The following is a 17,282-nucleotide window of genomic DNA, read 5'->3' on the forward strand; positions in this document are numbered from 1 at the left end:
CCGGACGTCCGCCTCTCCGTGCGTACGCTCACCCGGCCTTGGCGTGCCCCTGCCCCCCGTCGGCGTCGGCATCGGGGCCGTACAGCGCGCGCTGGACGGTCGCACAGGTCGCGCCGTGCTCGGCGAGGACGTCGGCGACGACTCCGGGCATCGCGGTGAGGGCCAGGAGCAGGTGCTCCTCGCCGATGAACCGGTCGCCGCGCTCCAGGGCGACCCGTAGCGACTTCTCCAGGACGGCCTTCGCGCCCGGGGTGAAGGCGCGGTGCCCGGACCACCACCGGCGGCTGCCGCGGCCGGCGGCCAGGGCTCCCTCGCCGTGGGCCGTCTCGACCCGGGACACGATCGCGCCGACGTCGATCCCGATGCCGGCGAGGGCGTCGGCGTCGGCCTTGGTCAGGCCGCCGCGGCGGCGGGCCTCGGCGAAGGAGGCCTCCAGGGAGGCCCGGCGGTCCCGGAGACCGAGGGCGGTGACGGCGGACGCGGCCCGGCCGCCCTCCTGTTCCAGCAGCGCGAGCAACAGGTGTTCCTCGGTGACCGAGTCGGCCCCGATGTGCTCCGCCCGGGTCACGGCGCCCTTCACGGTCGCGCGGGCCCCTCGGGTGAATCGCTCGAACATCAACGCCTCCCGTACTTCTTGTGCACGGCCTGCCGGCTGACACCCAGCTCGGCGGCGATCTCCTGCCACGACCAGCCCTGGACGCGGGCACTTCTGACTTGTACGGCTTCGAGCTGTTCCAGCAGCCGCCGCAGCGCGGCCACCGCCCGCAGCCCGACGCGCGGGTCGCGGTCACCGGCACGTGCGGCCAGATCCGTTGCTTCGGTCATGGTGTCAACCTACATTGACACCATCACCTCGTCAATCAAAGTTGACATCATCGTCGGCGAGGCGGGCGTGCCGTTCGACGTCGTACCGGACGTCGCCGTAGCGCAGCTTGGCCCGCTCGATGCCTTCGGGCGCGAATCCGGACCGGGCCGCGACCCGGCAGGAGGCCGGGTTGTCGGTGCGGTGGCCCAGCTCCAGCCGGTACAGCCCGAGTCCGTCGAAGGCCCAGCGCGCCAGGGCCCGCACCCCGGCCGGGGCGACGCCCCGGCCGCGTGCGGTCTCCGTGGTCCAGTAGGAGACCCAGCCGGTGCCATGGGCCCGGTTCACGGCGCCGAGAGCGACGCAGCCGAGGGCTTCGCCGCCCTCCCCCGCGACGGCCCAGGAGAAGCCTGTGCGTGCTCCCCGCTCACGCGTGCGGTCCGCGATCCAGGCCAGCGCCCCGGGCCGGTCGAACACGGGCCGGTCGGTCTGGCGGTCCATGTCGGCCGGGGCGAAGGCGCGGAGCACGGCCGGCGCGTCGGCGGGCAGCCAGGGGCGCAGCAGAAACCCTTCAGGGGTGGTCAGTTCGTCCATACGGGCCAGCCTCCCGCACGGTCACCACCACCTCGGCCCCGGGCCACGCCGGCACGACCGGCCACCCCGCGCGCGACGGCTTGCCGAGGACGCGCGCCGGGCCGGTGACGGAGACGCGCCAGCCCCGGGGCGAGGGCGGGAGGGACAGCTCCGTCACCCCGGGGCGGGCGGCCGCCCGGTAGGCGAGGCGGTAGGTGCGGGTGTCCGCGTCGTACGCCTCGGAGCTGACGGTTCCCGCGACGGCCGGGGCGTACGGAGTGGCCGTCTGCTCCTTGTTCGTACGGAAGCGGCCGTGTTCGTCGACCGCGCAGTAGCCGCCGCCGTAGCACCAGACGTACCCCGCCCAGCCGGAGCTGTAGCGGTTCAGGGAGGCGACGGCCTCGCGGTAGAAGCGGCCCATGTTGGGGAGGGAGTTGTTCAGGGGTCCCCACTCGCCGACGACCACGGGCATCCGGTAGCGGGCCGGGTACGCGGTGACGGCGGCCTCGTACGCCTCGATCCAGCCGGCCTCGGGGTCGTAGTCGGCGCCCGCCTCCATGGCGGTGTTGTAGAAGTGCGGGGCGTACACGGTCCGCCGGTCCTCGATCCGCCCCAGCCCGGTGGGCACGCCTTCCCCGACGATGGGGGTCGGCTCGACGAAGAGCCAGGTGGAGCGGTCCTTGGCGCGGATGGCACGGGCGAGCCGGTTGTACATCGGGGTGAGGTGCTGGGCCTCGATGCGGCGGGCGGCGGCCGGCGGGTCCTCGCCCTCGCGCAGCTCCCCCATCGGCTCGTTGATCAGGTCGTAGCCGATGACGGCCGGGTGGTGGCGGAAACGTTCCGCGAGGACCTGCCACATGGCGGCCTGGGCGCGCTGGAGGTCGGGATCCTCGTAGAGGTGGGTGAAGGCCCGCTGGACGGCGGGCTGGAAGTACTCGGAGAACCAGTCGTCGGGGTTCGGGGTGAACGGCAGCCCGTCGGTCCTGGTGGCCCAGGCGGGGATGCCCCGGTGCCCGAACGCGGGCCCGAAGACGTCCTGGTGGGCGTCGATGAGGACATGGATGCGGTGCTTGCGCGCCCAGTCCAGAATGCGCTCGATCCGCCGGAGGTAGCGCTCGCTGTACTGGCCGCGGGTGGGCTCCAGATCGTCCCAGAAGACCAGCAGCCGGGCGAAGTTGAAGCCGCCCGCGCGCAGGTCGCGGAAGTGCCGCTCGGTGATGGCGGTGAGGGCCGCCCCGCCGCGGTTCGCCTTGTCCTCGACGTTCCAGCCGCGCAGGGTGAGGGTGCGCCCCCGGTCGTCGGTCAGCGGCGGGATCGAACGTTCGTGGGACCCGGAGGCCGGTGCGGTTACGGGTGCGGGGCGCGCCGAGGCGGCGGGGGCGAGGGCCCCCGCCGCGAGCACGGACGCGACGACAACTGCCATGAGTGCTCTGCCCATTCGCATGGGCCGATCCCATCAGCAGATCTGACGATCCATCAAGAGGGCGTTACCGGTGGGTTCTCAGGAAGTCGGCTTCAGCACGATCTTCCCGAACAGGTCGCCCGACTCCAGCCGCTGGAACCCCTCCCGGGCCCGGTCCAGCGGCAGCGCCTCGTCGATGACCGGGCGCACCCCGGTGGTCGCGCAGAACGCGAGCAGGTCCTCCAGCTCGTCCTTGGAACCCATGGTGGAGCCGACGACCTTCAGTTCCAGGAAGAAGATCCGGGTCAGCTCGGCGTGCGCGGGCCGGTCGCCGCTGGTGGCCCCGGAGATGACGAGGGTGCCGCCGGGGCGCAGCGACTTCACGGAGTGGGACCAGGTGGCGGCCCCGACGGTCTCGATGACGGCGTCCACCCGCTGCGGCAGCCGGGCGCCGGGCTCGTACGCCTCCAGAGCGCCGAGGCCGACCGCCCGCTCGCGCTTGGCCTTGTCCCGGCTGGTGGCGAAGACCCGCAGGCCGGCGGCCTTCCCGAGCACGATCGCGGCGGTGGCTACCCCGCCGCCCGCGCCCTGGACGAGCACGGAATCGCCGGGCCGCACCCCGGCGTTGGTGAACAGCATCCGGTACGCGGTGAGCCAGGCGGTCGGCAGGCAGGCGGCCTCCTCGAAGCTGAGCTCCTTCGGCTTGGGCAGGACGTTCCAGGTGGGGACGGTGACCTGCTCGGCGAAGGTGCCCTGGTAGCGCTCGGTGAGGATGGAGCGCGGCTCCTTCGGCCCGACGCCGTGCCCCGACTGCCCGATGACGGAGTGCAGGACGACCTCGTTGCCGTCCTGGTCGACGCCGGCCGCGTCGCAGCCGAGGATCATCGGCAGCCGGTCCTGCGAGAGGCCCACGCCCCGCAGGGACCAGAGGTCGTGGTGGTTGAGGGAGGCGGCCCGGACGGTGACGGTGGTCCACCCGGGACGCGCGTCGGGGGCCGGGCGGTCGCCCAGCTCCAGTCCGTCGAGGGGCTGGTCGGGATCGATGCGGGCTGCGTAGGCGGCGAACATGGCTCGACGATAGGCGGGGCGGGGCAGTCGCGTAACCGCCTGCACGTGTGACGCACACCAACCGGGTGCGCGCCCGCACCTTCAAGCCCCTCCAGGGCAGATCGAGCCGCCGGAGGGGCTGGAGACGGCCGCCGGAGGAAGCAGAGAGGCGGGGCCCGATCCACAGGCCCCGCCCGACAAGTACCGCTCAACGCCACTCAGCGCCGCGCCACACCCTCCGCACGGGCCGCCGCCGCCACCGCAGCGGTGACCGCCGGAGCGACCCGCTCGTCGAACGGCGAGGGGATCACGTAGTCCGCCGCCAGCTCGTCGCCCACGACATCCGCCAGCGCGTTCGCGGCGGCGATCTTCATGCCCTCGGTGATCCGGGAGGCCCGGACCTGGAGCGCGCCGGCGAAGATGCCCGGGAAGGCCAGCACGTTGTTGATCTGGTTCGGGAAGTCCGAACGGCCGGTCGCCACGACGGCCGCGTACTTGTGCGCGACCTCGGGGTGGACCTCCGGGTTCGGGTTGGCCATCGCGAAGACGTAGGCGCCGGGGGCCATCGAGGCCACCGCCGCCTCCGGGACCGTACCGCCGGAGACGCCGATGAAGACGTCCGCACCGGCGAGCGCCGTCTCCAGCGAACCGGAGAGGCCGGCCCGGTTGGTGAGCTCGGCCAGTTCGCGCTTGACCTCGGTGAGGTCGTCGCGGTCGCGGCTGACGATGCCCTTGCGGTCGGCCACCGCGATGTCGCCGATCCCCGCCTCCAGCAGGAACTTGGCGATGGCCACGCCCGCCGCGCCCGCGCCGGAGATGACACCGCGCAGGTCGCCGAGCGTCCGCCCGGAGAGTTTCGCGGCGTTGCGCAGGGCGGCGAGGGTGACGACGGCCGTGCCGTGCTGGTCGTCGTGGAAGACCGGGATGTCCAGGCGCTCCTGGAGCTTGCGCTCGATCTCGAAGCACCGGGGCGCCGAGATGTCCTCCAGGTTCACGCCGCCGAAGGACGGAGCGAGCCGGACGACGGTGTCGACGATCTCGTCGGCGTCGGTGGTCGCGAGCGCGATCGGCACCGCGTCGACGCCGCCGAACTGCTTGAAGAGGATGGCCTTGCCCTCCATGACGGGGAGGGACGCCTCGGGCCCGATGTCGCCGAGCCCGAGCACGGCGGTGCCGTCCGTCACGACGGCCACGACCTGGGACTTCCAGGTGTAGTCGTGGACGAGCTCGGGGTTGTCGGCGATGGCGCTGCACACCTTCGCCACACCGGGCGTGTACGCCAGGGAAAGGTCGTCCTTGTCCCGGATCGGGACGGTGGCCTGCACGGCCATCTTCCCGCCCCGGTGGAGGGCGAAGGCCGGATCGAAGGGCTCGTCGGCCCCGATGTCCGCCGCGCTCGTGCGCTGGATGCCGCTGTCGGTGGTGCTGTCGGTAGTGCTGTCGCTGCGAGGATTGACGATCTCCGCTGCCATGGTGTTGACCCCTTAAGTCTTCATCGTTTGAGGGTGGCCACTCCTGGTTGAGGAGGGGTGGGCGGGCACCGCGTACGTGCCCCGCACCGAGCGGTTGGCCCGCCCTGGCAGGGATTGAGGTACATACGCGCGGGCGCGCCGCACACGCGCCCTGAGCCCCGGATGAGGGGTGTAAACGTCTTTCTTACCGGACGAACGGGGTTACGGACGAGTCCATTTCGACGCGGTGACGTGACTCATAGTCGAATATCTGGACAAGTCGGCAAACCGGTATAAATGCCGTCCACTGGTCGAGACGGGCCGAAGATTCTCCGGCGGAGGGAATGAATCCCCACAGATGGTCCGGCCCTGGCGCACCGGCCGTTGATGTTCGGGGGTCGCCCGTTATCCGATTTTGACATGGCAGGACCCCTGAATGGGCCAGTCCGAATGGCAGGATGCCGTCATCACACAAGGTGGCGACACTCGAAGGTGCGTGCCAAGCCGCCCACCAGCACCTCACCCTCACCCTCACCCTCACCCTCACCTGCCGGAGGATCCCGACATGACCGCAAGCATCACGCGTCGTACGACCGCGAAGTCCCGGATTGCGGCGGTCGGCGCCATCGCGGTCGCCGGCTCCCTGCTCCTCACCGCCTGTGGCGACCAGACCGACAGCTCCTCCCAGGAGAGCGGCAGCGGCAAGGAGACCAAGAGCGGCGCGCCGCTCTTCGCGAAGCTGCCCGAGAAGTACCAGAAGTCCGGTGTGATCAAGGTCGGCACGAATGCCGAGTACGCCCCGATGGAGTCCGTCGAGAACGGAAAGATCGTGGGCGTGGACCCTGATCTCGCCGACGCCCTCGGCAAGCAGCTCGGGGTGAAGTTCGAGTTCACCTCGGGTTCCTTCGAGGGCCTGATCACCGCCCTGAACACCGGGCGCCACGACATCGCGATGTCGTCGATCACCGACAACAAGCAGCGCCAGGAGGGCCTGGACGAGTCGGGCAAGAAGCTGGGCAAGGGCGTCGACTTCGTCGACTACTTCCTCGCCGGTACCGCGGTGTACACGAAGAAGGGCAACCCCGAGGGCATCAACTCCATCGAGGACCTCTGCGGGAAGACCGCCGCCGTGCAGCGCGCCACCACGTACGAGAAGGCTCTCAAGAAGCAGTCGAAGGCCTGCACGGACGCCGGCGAGAAGGCCATCAAGATCCAGGCCTTCGAGAACGACACCGAGGCCCAGACGCGGGTCAAGGCCGGTGGCGCGGTCGCCGGGGTCAACGACTACCCGGTCGCGGTGGACCTGGCGCGCAAGGCCGACGGCGGCAAGGCGTTCGAGGTCGTGGGCGAGCAGGTCGACGCCGGCCCGTTCGGCATCGCCGTCAACAAGGACAACACGGGGCTGCGCGACGCCCTGAAGGAGGCCGTCGACGCGATCATCGCCGACGGTTCGTACCAGAAGGTGCTCGACAAGTGGGGCGCCGGTACGGGAGCGATCGACAAGGCCGCCATCAACGGCGGCAAGTGACCGGACGCTTCACCGAAGGGCAGTCGCGATGACTGACAAGCTCGACAAGGCACCCGTCGGCTCACCGGCCGGTCAGGTGCCCCTCTCCCCGGCCGCCACCACGGTCCCGGAGAACATCAGGGCCATTCCCGTCCGCCATGTCGGCCGCTGGATCAGCGGCGTCGTGGTCATCGGCCTCCTCGCCGCCCTCGGGTACGCCTTCTCGCAGGGCAACATCCAGTGGCACGCCGTGGGCGACAAGCTGTTCGACAGCACCGTCGTCGCCGGCGCGGGCCGCACCCTGCTGATCAGCGTCCTGGCGATGGCGCTCGGCGTGATCCTCGGCGTCGTGCTGGCCGTGATGCGGCTGTCGAAGAACCCGGTCACCAGCTGGGTGGCCTGGCTGTACATCTGGTTCTTCCGCGGCACCCCGGTCTACGTACAGCTGCTGCTCTGGTTCAACCTGGCGCTGATCTTCCCGGTCCTGAACATCCCGTTCATCTACAAGGACGAGATGACGGACGTCATGACCCCGCTCATGTGCGCCCTGCTGGGGCTCGCCCTGAACGAGGCCGCCTATATGGCGGAGATCTGCCGCGCCGGCATCCAGTCGGTCGACGAGGGCCAGACCGAGGCCTCGCACGCGCTGGGCATGACCCAGGGCAAGACCATGCGCCGCGTGGTCCTCCCGCAGGCGCTGCGGGTGATCATCCCGCCGACCGGCAACGAGTTCATCAACATGCTGAAGACCTCCTCGCTGGTCTACGCGGTCACGTACAACGAGCTGCTCCGCTCCACCTCGCAGATCGGCTCCACGTCGTACGCGGTGATGGAGATGCTGTTCGTCGCGTCCATCTGGTACATCGTGATGACCAGCGTGTTCAGCGTCGGCCAGTACTACCTGGAGCGCCGCTACGCCCGCGGCTCGCTGCGCTCGCTGCCGCTCACGCCGTGGCAGCGCGTCAAGGTCAACCTCGCCGCGTTCAGCAACCGGCCCTCCGGAGGTGTCTCCGCATGACCACCCCCATGGTGAAGGCCGAGGGCGTCCACAAGTCCTTCGGCGCAGCCCACATCCTCAAGGGAATCGACCTGGAGGTCGCCCCGCGTGAGGTGTTCTGTCTGGTCGGCCCGTCCGGCTCCGGCAAGTCGACCTTCCTGCGGTGCATCAACCACCTGGAGCAGATCAACGCCGGTCGGCTCTCGGTCGACGGCGAGCTGGTCGGCTACCGGCAGAAGGGCGACAAGCTCTACGAGCTCAGAGACAGCGAGGTCGCCCTCCAGCGGCGGGACATCGGCATGGTGTTCCAGCGGTTCAACCTGTTCCCGCACATGACGGCCATCGAGAACGTCATGGAGGCCCCGGTCCAGGTCAAGGGCGAGGCCAAGGCCGTGGCCCGCGCCCGTGCGGAGAAACTGCTGGACCGGGTGGGCCTCGCCGACAAGACGAAGAACTACCCCTCCCAGCTCTCCGGCGGCCAGCAGCAGCGCGTGGCCATCGCCCGCGCGCTGGCGATGGAGCCGAAGCTGATGCTCTTCGACGAGCCGACCTCGGCCCTCGACCCGGAGCTGGTGGGTGACGTCCTGGACGTCATGCGCGGCCTGGCCGAGGACGGCATGACGATGATCGTCGTCACCCACGAGATGGGCTTCGCCCGCGAGGTGGGCGACGCGCTGGTCTTCATGGACGACGGCGTGGTGGTCGAGTCGGGCCACCCGCGCGAGGTGCTGACCAACCCGCGGCACGACCGGACGAAGTCGTTCCTGTCCAAGGTGCTGTAGGGCTCGCTCACACGGAAGCGCCCCGGACCGACCAGGACCCTGTTGGTCCGACCAGGCCCGGGGCGCTTCCGTGTACCGGTGTCCGGGGCGCTTCCGCGAACCCGTACCTACTCCCCTACCGACTTCGCCCTTCCGTACCTACTTCACCGCGAGTACGAGGGCGTCCGAGGGCGACGCCCAGACCGTGCGGGCCTCACCGAAGCCGGCGGCCAGCAGGGTGCGGGCATGCCAGTCGGCGGAGGGCATGTCGCCGTCCGCGTGCTCACCGTAGATCGCGAACCGCTCGGCGGTGGGTGCGGCGAGGACCGGGTCCTTCGCGGCGACGGCCCACCAGTCCGCCCAGTCCAGCGCTCCGGCGTCCTTGGCGCGGTCCCTCACGGCGTGCCGGTGGGCGCGTTCGGCGGCGTTGATCCGGGGCGTGCCGGTGTCGATCATGTGGTCGGCGTTCATGAACACCCCGCCGTCCCGGACGAGACCGCCGATCCGCCCGTAGAGCTCGGCGAGCGGCTCACAGTGCAGCCAGTGCAGGGCGGTGGCGGTCAGGACGGCGTCGTACGAGGTGTAGGGCAGCCGGGCGGTCCAGTCCGGGTCCTTGAGGTCGGCGGTGACGAAGGCGACCCGGTCGTCGCCCTCGAAGGTGCCGCGGGCGATGGCCAGGAGCGCGGGGTCGAGATCGACGCCGGTGCTCGTGGCGTTGGGGAACCGCTTGAGGAGCCGGTCCGTAATACTTCCCGTACCGCACGCGAGGTCGAGCACCCGCGGTTCCGGTCCGACGACCGCCTCGACCATGTCCAGCATCACCCGGAACCGCTCCTCGCGGTCGGGCATGTACCACTCCTGCTGCCGGTCCCAGCTCTCCTGCCAGGACTGCCAGTCGGTGCCCGTAGCTGTCTCCGTCACGCCAACCTCCACGTAATGCCCGTTTCCGTCAACCGACCATTACACTGGCCGATGCCCCGACTCTAGACCGACACCGTAAGGACTACAAGTGGAACTGGCCTATTACTCGGACTACGCCGTGCGCCTGGTCAACACCGAGGAGCCGGCCCGCAACAAGGACGCCCTCACCTCGGTCGAGGCGGTACGGGAGCTGTTCGGCGCCAATCAGCAGGCGGCACGGCGGACGACGGACGCGGACGTGACCCGGTTCCGTTCCGTACGGGGGCGGCTGCGCGCGGTCTTCGAGGCGGCGGACGGCGGCGATGAGACGCTCGCGGTCGACCTGCTGAACTCGCTGCTGCTGGAGTTCCCGGTGAGCCCGCAGATCTCGGGGCACGACGTACGGGACGAGGACGGCAGGCCGGACTGGCACATGCACCTGGCCGACCATCCGTCGAACGCGACCGCCGGCTACGCGGCCATCGCGGCGATGGGCCTCGCCTTCCACCTGACCGGGCACGGCGTGGACCGGCTCGGCCTGTGCGAGGCGCTGCCCTGCCGCAACGCGTACCTGGACACCTCCACCAACCGCTCCAGGCGCTACTGCTCGGACCGCTGCGCGACCCGGGCGAACGTGGCCGCCTACCGGGCCCGCAAGCGCGAGGAGGCCGAGCGCACCGGCCGCAGCGCGGAGACCGCCCAGCCCAGCACCGCCGCCGCCGAGCGCTGACCCTTCGCCAGCGGCCGGTAGCGGGCCCGCACCCGGGCCAGCACCAGCTCCTGGGGCACGGTCCCGTAGTCGGTGCTGTCCCCGCCCGCGAAGGTGTTGTCGCCGCGCACCCACCAGCCGCCGGGCCGCCGCTCGGTGACCCGCTTGACCACCAGCAGGTCCTGCTGGAAGGGGTGACGCAGGATCACCACGTCACCGGGCCGCACGGGCGCCCCGTACTGCACGAGCAGCAGGTCGCCGTGGTAGAGCGTGGGCACCATCGAGGGACCCGTCACCTCCACCACCCGCAGCGGACGCCACGTCACCCGCCCGCCTCCGGACACCTTTCGCCGCTCCGGCATCTCCGGCATCTCCGGCACCTCCCGTTCCCTCCTCCAGCACATCGTCAGCACCTCGCCCCGCGTACGGCTCCGTACATTCGGCCGACGGCCCGATCATCACCCCGGACTTTTGACCTAAGCCCCTGGGGCAACCACGGAAAGCGGCGCTCCACGGAGTAATGTCCCACCTGAGAAGACGATCACGAGGAGGACAGCTCCATGCTTTCCCGCCTGTTTGCCCCCAAGGTGAAGGTCAGCGCCCACTGCGACCTGCCCTGCGGCGTATACGACCCGGCCCAGGCCCGCATCGAGGCCGAGTCGGTCAAGGCCGTCCAGGAGAAGTACCAGGCCAACGAGGACGCGGACTTCCGCACCCGCGCCGTCCTGATCAAGGAGCAGCGCGCCGAGCTCGCGAAGCACCACGTCTCGGTGCTCTGGAGCGACTACTTCAAGCCCCCGCACTTCGAGAGGTTCCCGGAGCTGCACCAGCTGATCAACGACAGCCTGAAGGCGCTCTCCGCAGCCAAGGGCTCGAACGACCCGAAGACGGGCCAGAAGGCCCTGGACCTGATCGCCGAGGTCGACCGGATCTTCTGGGAGACCAAGAAGGCTTGATCTCTGGTTAGGCCGTCTGACCTGCGGTTTCGCTGGTCATACTCCCTACCGGTCCGCACCCGGTCCGCAGGCCGCCGAGCACGGCGTCCATCACGGACCGGGTGCGGTCTTCTTCTCCCGGCCACAGGTGCGCGTAGATCCGCAGCGTGATGACGGCGGACGCGTGGCCGAGGACCATCTGGACCTGCTTGACGCTCGCCCCGCCCGCGATGAGCGCGGAGGCGTAGAAGTGCCGCAGGTCGTGGGTCACCATGTGCGGCAGCTCGACGGGTTTGCGGCCCTCACGCCCGGCCGCCTCGCCCTCCGCCGCCTGGAGCGCCTTGCGGGCACAGTTCCACTCGGTCTTCCACCGTCGATAGTTGAGCGGTTCCCCCTCCTCCATCGTGAACAGCCACTCCGTGGAGGGGCGCGCGGCGAGATGCCCGAGGAGCGCGTCGGTGACGACCTCCCCGACCGGAACTGTCCGCCGGGACTTGGCAGTCTTCGGCGGACCGACCTTCCCCGACTGGAGCCGCTGCCGCTCCACGCGGATGGTGCCGGCCTTGAAGTCGACATCCGCCACCTTGAGGCCGAGCAACTCCCCTATCCGCAGACCTGATCCGGCGAGCGTGACGACGGCCGCCCGGATGTATGGCGGCATCGCTCGCGCCATGGCCCCGACCTGGGCGACAGTGGGCGGGGCGACCTCTTCGTCCGGCATGACCGGAAGGGTGATCCGGCGGCACGGGCTGGAGGCGACGACCTTGTCGTCCACGGCCGCCGTCATGACGCGCACGAGGACGTCGTGGACGTTCCGGACGCTGCCGGGGCCGAGCTGATCGGACAGGTGCTTGAAGAGCACCTGTATGTCGTTGCGGCGTATCGCCGCCAGCGAGCGAGCGCCCAACGCGGGTACGAGGTGAAGCCGGAGCGCGTTGTCGGTGATGCGTTCACCCGCCTCGCTCGCGATGAGCGAGCCCTGCCACCTCTCGGCGTACTTCTCGAAGGTGACGCGGCCGGCGCGCGGGTCGACGTACTGACCGGTGACCACGCTGGTCGTGACCTCGTCGAACCAGCGCTGGGCGTCGAGTTTCCGGTCGAAGTGGCGGGCGTGCTCCTTGCCGTCGAGGTCGCGATATCGGGCACGCCATTTGCCGTTGGGGCGCTTCTGGATGTTCGCCAAGTGGCTTCTCCTTGATGTGAGTTGTCAGCAGTGCCCCCCGTCCTCGATGTCGCTGGTGAGGGTGCGAGCGTCCCGCTCGTCGCCCATGAGGCGGAGGCACTGCTCGTTGATCGCGCGTGAGCTGTCGGGGTGTGCCTTGATGTGGTCGGCGACGGCGACCACGGCACGGTGCAGGCGGTCGCGGGCGTCGCGGGTCTCGTAGAACGCCTCGACGGCTTCCTGAACGAGCCGTCGACTGTCGATGTCGAGCCCTTCGAGGGGCGGGGACATCAGCTCTTCGAGGGGGAGCTCGAAGACGCGGGAGAAGGCCAGCGCCTCATCGAGGTTGATCCGGCGGCGGGGCGAGCCGTTCTCGATGCGCCACACGGCCGTCTGGTTCATCTTCACGCCCGCTCTGGTCACCCGCTCGGCCAGCTCGGTCGTGCTCCACCCTCTGACCTCGCGCTCCAGGGCCACGCGTCCTGCCACGTTGCCTTCGCTGTAGAGCAGCGGCACCTCGCCGCCCCCGGTCATGTCGTCGTCCATCGAACCTCCATCGCGACCGTCGCTATCCGAATTGAAACATGAGCTTCCCGGTTTGGCTAACCGCCGATCATGAGGTACTCCTTATGCAGATCGAATCGACGCCTAGCCGAATGGGAACGCATGCGATACCTGACCACCGCCGAGGTCGCCGAGCGCTACCGCACCGCCGAGAGCACCGTCCGCTACTGGCGCCAGCTCAAGAAGGGGCCGCGCGGCATCAAGGTCGGCAAGCGGGTGCTCTACCCCGAGGCCGAACTGCTGCGCTACGAGCGCGCGCTGATCGACGGCGGAGACGAGTGGGGCCTGGCCTCATGAGCCGCCGGACCGCCCGGACACAGGAACGGCCCTCGGCGCGCCTACGCCGAGGGCCGGAGATCCCCTTGCACCTCGCCCATCCCTGAACGAACTGGTCGGGGGCGAGACCTTGCCCGTCTCGCCCCCACCTGAGAGGAACATCTATGAAGGACCCTACGTCCCCCGCCACCTCGAAGGCATCCGACGTTGCCTGGCCACCGATCGCGGTTCCAGGCCAGGGTCTGCCCCGCGACCGGCAGACACGTCCCGCCATCGGAGGCCCGCCCGCCGATGCTCCGAACCGGAGCTCATGCGATTCGCGACCTGCCGAGACTAGTGCCCCGACAACAGCGTCGGACAGCGCAGGCGTTCCTGCTCCAGGCGGACCAGAATCCCAAGATAGCGGCGGGCCGGCAGGCGCAGGCAGCGCGCTGCTGGACGACCTCCGCACGGCGATCGGGCGGTACGTCGTGCTGCCGAGCGACGAGGCCCTGACCGCGGTCACCCTGTGGGTCGCGGCTTCCCACATCCAGCCGGGCCTCCAGCACGCGCCGCGGCTGGCGGTAGTGGGGCCGACCAAGGGGTGCGGCAAGTCCCGTCTCCTGGACGTCCTCTACGAGACCGTCCACCAGCCGATGATGACGGTGAACACCTCCCCCGCCGTCGTCTTCCGCGTCATCGGCAAGAACCCGCCGACGCTGCTGGTGGACGAGGCCGACACCATCTTCGGCCCCAAGGCGGGCGACAAGGAAGACCTGCGCGGCCTGCTGAACGCCGGGCACCAGCGCAACCGGCCCGCCTGGCGGATCTCCGGGCCGGAGCACAAGCCGACCGCGTTCCCCACCTTCGCGATGGCGGCGCTGGCCGGTATCGGTGACCTGCCGGACACGATCATGGACCGGGCGATCGTCATCCGCATGCAGAAGCGCAAGCCGGGTGAGCGGATCACCCCGTTCCGATCGCGATACTCCGTACCGGAACTGCACGCGATTCGCGACCGGCTGGCCGACTGGCTGGTCCCGCAGCGCGGCACCGTCGCGGGCGCGGTGCCGAAGATGCCCGTCGAGGACCGCGCCGCCGACACATGGGAGCCGCTCGTCATCGTCGCCGACCTCGCCGGCGGGCACTGGCCCGCGCGGGCACGTGCCGCTTGCCTCGCGATGACGCGCAACGAAGTGGTCCAGGACGAGCAAACGACGCTGAAAACACGGCTGCTGCGTGACATCCGCCGCGTCTTCGACCAGGAGGGCAGCAAGGAGGCACTGCGCAGCCAGGACCTGCTCACGGTCCTCATCCAGGACGCCGAGGCCCCGTGGGCCGAGTACGGCACGAAGGGCCTGAACGCCTACCACCTGGCGAACCTGCTGCGCGACTTCGGTATCAGCCCGGCCAACTACCGTTTCGAGAACGGCAGGCAGGCCAAGGCGTACGCCCGCAACCAGTTCCTGGACGCCTGGGCCCGCTACTGCCCCGCCCCCGCCCCGTCGGCACCCACCGCCGAGGTCCCGGCACGTCCGACCCCGGGCAGGCCACCCGCCCCTCCGTCCGGGACGCTGCCCACCGGCCCGCCCGGACGGCCCGCAGGCCCCCGGCCCACCCGCTGACACCAGGTCCGCATCAATCCGTCGCATCCGTCCCCGCGCAGGTCAGCGCGGGGACGGATCTCCTCGCCGTTACGGATCACTCCGTACCTGCGGCCCTCTCCGTACCTGTGCTGACCAGGCACGCGACGGATGCGACGGACGCGACGCCCCCCACCCACACGACTGACGGAGCACCACCATGCCCGAATCGAGCACGGACGACACGACCTCCCGCCCCCGCAGGAAACTGTTCAGGCTCCCCCGACGAACAGCAGCAAGCTGGAGCGAACGAGCCTCTAACGAGGCTTCGTCCGCACTCGCCCCCGCCCCAGGGGTGGCGGAGGACGAGGCCGAGCGCCAGGGGGCGCCCGAGCCGGAGGAGGAGGTTGCCGAGGACGCCCGCCGGCCCGCAGCCGACTCCGCTCCTCGCCATACGCCGGCCGATGCCCCACCGCTCGTCGAGCAGCCCTCCTGGCGGGACCTCGACGCCCCCGCCCTGCCCGCGCAGATGAACCGCAAGCGCACCGTGGAGAAACGCGACCAAGAGAAGACCATCCGCTTCACGCGCACCGCAGTCCAGGTGATCAGCGCCGCCGCTCACCAGCGCGGTCAGAGGTTCGCCGGATTCGTCGGGGACGCAGCCCTGGCTGTTGCGGTGGGCAAGGCGGGGATGGTCGGCAGCCCGGAAGACGATCCTCTGCGCCCGCTGATCGAGGCCGTCGAGGCGCACACCGTCGCCCTGAACCGCATCGGCGGCAACCTCAACCAGATCACCGCAGCCATCAACCGAGGAACCGTGCCTGAGCGCGCCGAGGCGGTTTTGGACCGCGTCGAGGAGGCAGCACAGAACAGCTTCCACCTCATCGACCAGCTCCTCGCGAACGGCACGACCCATGGTTCCTGACGTCTCCACCGGCTCCGACAGCCGCGGACTGATCGCCTACCTCTTCGGCCCTGGGCGCCGCGACGAGCACACCAACCCCCACATCGTCGCCGCATGGGACATGACCGGCGCCCCGGACCCCGGCCGCGACCCGGCAGTCACCTACTCCCAGCTCGCCAGGCGACTCGACCACCACGTCGACCTCCGCACCCGCGAGCTGGGCGGCAAGAAACCACCGCAGCACGTCTGGCACTGCCCGGTCCGCACCGCCCCCGGCGACCGCTACCTCACAGACACCGAGTGGGCCGAGGTCGCCCGCCGCGTCGTGCACGCCACGGGCATCGCCCCCGACGGCGACGAGAAGGCATGCCGATGGATCGCGGTACGTCACGCCGACGACCACATCCACATCATGGCCACCACCGTCCGCGCCGACGGACGCCGCCCACGCACCCACCAGGACGGCCGGCGGGCCCAGGCGGAGTGCCGCAGGATCGAGGCCGAGTTCGGCCTGCGCCGCCTGAAGTCGGGCGACCTCACGGCCCCCCGTACCCCCACCGGCGCCGAACGCGCCAAGGCCGAGCGCCAGGGCCAGACGATCACCGCACGACAGTGGCTGCGCGAGCGGGCGTACGCGGTCGCCGCCGCCGTGCACACCGAGGCCGACTACTTCACCGTGCTGCAGTCCCTCGGCATCAAGGTCAAAACGCGCCTCGGCCCCGAGAGCGGCGACGTGATCGGCTACAGCCTCGCCGCACCCGGCGACACCAACAGCGCCGGCGAACCGGTCTGGTACGGCGGCTCGAAGCTCGCCCCCGACCTCTCCATCAACCGCCTCCGCGAACACCTCCCCGACCAGGATGTGGCCGACCGCCCGCGGTTCGCGGCAGATCCCGCTGAGCCCTGGCAGCACACCATCGCCGCGCTACAGCTGACGCACACCGTCCTCGACTCCGACGACGATGCCGCTGCCCAAGGTCACCTGACCGCCTTCGGAGATGCCCTTTACAACATCGCTAGCGCGACACCCGGCCCGCACCGAGCAGAGCTGCGCGCAGCGGCCACGGCGTTCAACCGCGCCCGCCGATCCGCCACCCGCGCCGACCACCAAGCAGCCCACGCCCTGCGCCAAGCCGCCAAGGAACTCGCCTACGCCTCCAACGAACCCGGCGGACTCGCCATCGCCCTGCTCTTCGCCACCGTGCATCTGGCCCGCGCCGCCGCCAAGTGGCACGAGCAGCGCGGCCACGAACAGCAGGCCGCTGCGGCCGACGAAGCCTTCCGCCACCTCCAGGCCGGCTACCAGCAGGCCGCCGCACCCGTCCTGCAAGACCTGACCCGCCGCGCCCCACGAGCCGAGACCACCCGCCGCTTCGAACAGGACGTCCGCGCGGTCCTCCCCGACGACGCCGACCGCATCATGGCCGACCCGTCCTGGACCGCGCTGACCACCACCCTCGCCCGCGCCGAGACAGAAGGCCACATCACTCGCCGTCTCCTAGCCAAGCTGGGCTCCCAGCGCGAGCTGTCCAGCGCCGAGCGCCCTGCCGAGGCCCTCAACTGGCGCATCACCGCCCAGCCGAATCGGCGGACGCAGGCGGCTCACAGCCGAAGCACCTTCAAGCAGGTGTCGTTGGTTCCTTCCGCACAAGACCCTTCGGCCGCCCCAGTAGCGAGGAGGGCTGAAGACCGCGGTCGGCGCCGCTGAACCCGAACCGATGCTCTCGCCG

At 70.4% G+C, this 17,282-nt stretch carries 19 protein-coding genes; 9 read left to right on the plus strand and 10 right to left on the minus strand.

Annotated elements, in window-relative coordinates; all coding sequences use genetic code 11:
* Positions 1-28 precede the first annotated feature (28 nt).
* The 6 genes from ACGF2Y_RS12380 to ACGF2Y_RS12405 form a co-directional block, all read right to left on the minus strand.
* The gene (locus ACGF2Y_RS12380) at positions 29-616 is read right to left on the minus strand and encodes a Clp protease N-terminal domain-containing protein (RefSeq protein ID WP_392945635.1); all 588 of its coding nucleotides are present in this window, start codon (positions 614-616) and stop codon (positions 29-31) included.
* Entirely contained in the window at positions 616-825 is a 210-nt protein-coding gene (locus ACGF2Y_RS12385) for a sigma factor-like helix-turn-helix DNA-binding protein (protein ID WP_006127526.1), read from the minus strand. Before ACGF2Y_RS12385 ends, ACGF2Y_RS12380 begins: the two co-directional genes overlap by 1 nt.
* A gap of 31 nt (positions 826-856) precedes the next feature.
* Positions 857-1,396 carry a GNAT family N-acetyltransferase gene (locus ACGF2Y_RS12390; protein WP_392945637.1) on the minus strand — a complete coding sequence of 180 codons (540 nt, stop codon included), beginning with the start codon at positions 1,394-1,396 and terminating at the stop codon, positions 857-859.
* Entirely contained in the window at positions 1,374-2,798 is a 1,425-nt protein-coding gene (locus ACGF2Y_RS12395) for a cellulase family glycosylhydrolase (protein ID WP_392945639.1), read from the minus strand. The genes ACGF2Y_RS12390 and ACGF2Y_RS12395 overlap by 23 nt, the downstream gene beginning before the upstream one ends.
* 78 nt (positions 2,799-2,876) lie before the next feature.
* Positions 2,877-3,845: a zinc-binding dehydrogenase gene (locus ACGF2Y_RS12400; protein WP_392945641.1), complete on the minus strand. Its 969-nt coding sequence runs from the start codon at positions 3,843-3,845 to the stop codon at positions 2,877-2,879.
* Between the two features lie 197 nt (positions 3,846-4,042).
* Positions 4,043-5,296, minus strand: coding sequence for an NADP-dependent malic enzyme (locus tag ACGF2Y_RS12405; protein WP_392945643.1), 1,254 nt, complete (start codon positions 5,294-5,296; stop codon positions 4,043-4,045).
* Positions 5,297-5,840: 544 nt separating this feature from the next.
* On the opposite strand from ACGF2Y_RS12405, the gene ACGF2Y_RS12410 reads away from it, so the two are divergent.
* Genes ACGF2Y_RS12410 through ACGF2Y_RS12420 form a run of 3 tightly spaced genes read left to right on the plus strand, consistent with a single transcriptional unit; the run spans position 5,841 to position 8,561 of the window.
* Positions 5,841-6,803, plus strand: coding sequence for an ABC transporter substrate-binding protein (locus ACGF2Y_RS12410; RefSeq protein WP_392945645.1), 963 nt, complete (start codon positions 5,841-5,843; stop codon positions 6,801-6,803).
* A 28-nt stretch (positions 6,804-6,831) separates the two neighbouring features.
* Positions 6,832-7,800 (plus strand): amino acid ABC transporter permease, encoded by a 969-nt coding sequence (locus ACGF2Y_RS12415; protein ID WP_392945647.1) that lies wholly within the window; start codon positions 6,832-6,834, stop codon positions 7,798-7,800.
* A complete protein-coding gene (locus ACGF2Y_RS12420; RefSeq protein ID WP_392945649.1) occupies positions 7,797-8,561 on the plus strand; it encodes an amino acid ABC transporter ATP-binding protein in 765 nt (254 codons plus the stop codon). Before ACGF2Y_RS12415 ends, ACGF2Y_RS12420 begins: the two co-directional genes overlap by 4 nt.
* 138 nt (positions 8,562-8,699) lie before the next feature.
* Here the strand turns inward: ACGF2Y_RS12420 and ACGF2Y_RS12425 are convergent, their stop codons facing one another.
* The gene (locus tag ACGF2Y_RS12425) at positions 8,700-9,461 is read right to left on the minus strand and encodes a class I SAM-dependent methyltransferase (RefSeq protein WP_392945651.1); all 762 of its coding nucleotides are present in this window, start codon (positions 9,459-9,461) and stop codon (positions 8,700-8,702) included.
* A gap of 88 nt (positions 9,462-9,549) precedes the next feature.
* Here ACGF2Y_RS12425 and ACGF2Y_RS12430 point away from each other — a divergent pair, with 88 nt between their 5' ends.
* Positions 9,550-10,170 carry a CGNR zinc finger domain-containing protein gene (locus tag ACGF2Y_RS12430; RefSeq protein WP_392945653.1) on the plus strand — a complete coding sequence of 207 codons (621 nt, stop codon included), beginning with the start codon at positions 9,550-9,552 and terminating at the stop codon, positions 10,168-10,170.
* On the opposite strand, the gene sodX is transcribed toward ACGF2Y_RS12430, so the two are convergent.
* Complete coding sequence (gene sodX / locus ACGF2Y_RS12435; protein WP_392945767.1) at positions 10,083-10,511, minus strand: nickel-type superoxide dismutase maturation protease; 429 nt, start codon at positions 10,509-10,511, stop codon at positions 10,083-10,085. The genes ACGF2Y_RS12430 and sodX overlap by 88 nt on opposite strands.
* A gap of 198 nt (positions 10,512-10,709) precedes the next feature.
* Here sodX and sodN point away from each other — a divergent pair, with 198 nt between their 5' ends.
* Positions 10,710-11,105 carry a superoxide dismutase, Ni gene (gene sodN, locus ACGF2Y_RS12440; protein WP_392945655.1) on the plus strand — a complete coding sequence of 132 codons (396 nt, stop codon included), beginning with the start codon at positions 10,710-10,712 and terminating at the stop codon, positions 11,103-11,105.
* Between the two features lie 7 nt (positions 11,106-11,112).
* Here the strand turns inward: sodN and ACGF2Y_RS12445 are convergent, their stop codons facing one another.
* A complete protein-coding gene (locus tag ACGF2Y_RS12445) occupies positions 11,113-12,267 on the minus strand; it encodes a tyrosine-type recombinase/integrase (protein ID WP_392945657.1) in 1,155 nt (384 codons plus the stop codon).
* 24 nt (positions 12,268-12,291) lie between these two features.
* Positions 12,292-12,792, minus strand: a complete 501-nt coding sequence (locus ACGF2Y_RS12450) for a helix-turn-helix transcriptional regulator (RefSeq protein ID WP_392945658.1) — start codon at positions 12,790-12,792, stop codon at positions 12,292-12,294.
* A 120-nt stretch (positions 12,793-12,912) separates the two neighbouring features.
* Between ACGF2Y_RS12450 and ACGF2Y_RS12455 the strand changes: the two genes are divergently transcribed.
* From ACGF2Y_RS12455 to ACGF2Y_RS12470, 4 genes are all read left to right on the plus strand, one after another.
* On the plus strand, positions 12,913-13,107 hold the full coding sequence (locus ACGF2Y_RS12455; RefSeq protein ID WP_030628141.1) for an AlpA family transcriptional regulator: 195 nt from the start codon (positions 12,913-12,915) through the stop codon (positions 13,105-13,107).
* Positions 13,108-13,250: 143 nt separating this feature from the next.
* Entirely contained in the window at positions 13,251-14,690 is a 1,440-nt protein-coding gene (locus ACGF2Y_RS12460) for a DUF3631 domain-containing protein (protein WP_392945660.1), read from the plus strand.
* A 313-nt stretch (positions 14,691-15,003) separates the two neighbouring features.
* A complete protein-coding gene (locus ACGF2Y_RS12465) occupies positions 15,004-15,573 on the plus strand; it encodes a hypothetical protein (RefSeq protein ID WP_392945768.1) in 570 nt (189 codons plus the stop codon).
* A complete protein-coding gene (locus ACGF2Y_RS12470; protein WP_392945662.1) occupies positions 15,563-17,260 on the plus strand; it encodes a relaxase/mobilization nuclease domain-containing protein in 1,698 nt (565 codons plus the stop codon). Before ACGF2Y_RS12465 ends, ACGF2Y_RS12470 begins: the two co-directional genes overlap by 11 nt.
* The last annotated feature ends 22 nt before the right edge of the window (positions 17,261-17,282 follow it).

Source organism: Streptomyces sp. NPDC048142 (assembly GCF_043202835.1).
Classification (GTDB): Bacteria; Actinomycetota; Actinomycetes; order Streptomycetales; family Streptomycetaceae; genus Streptomyces.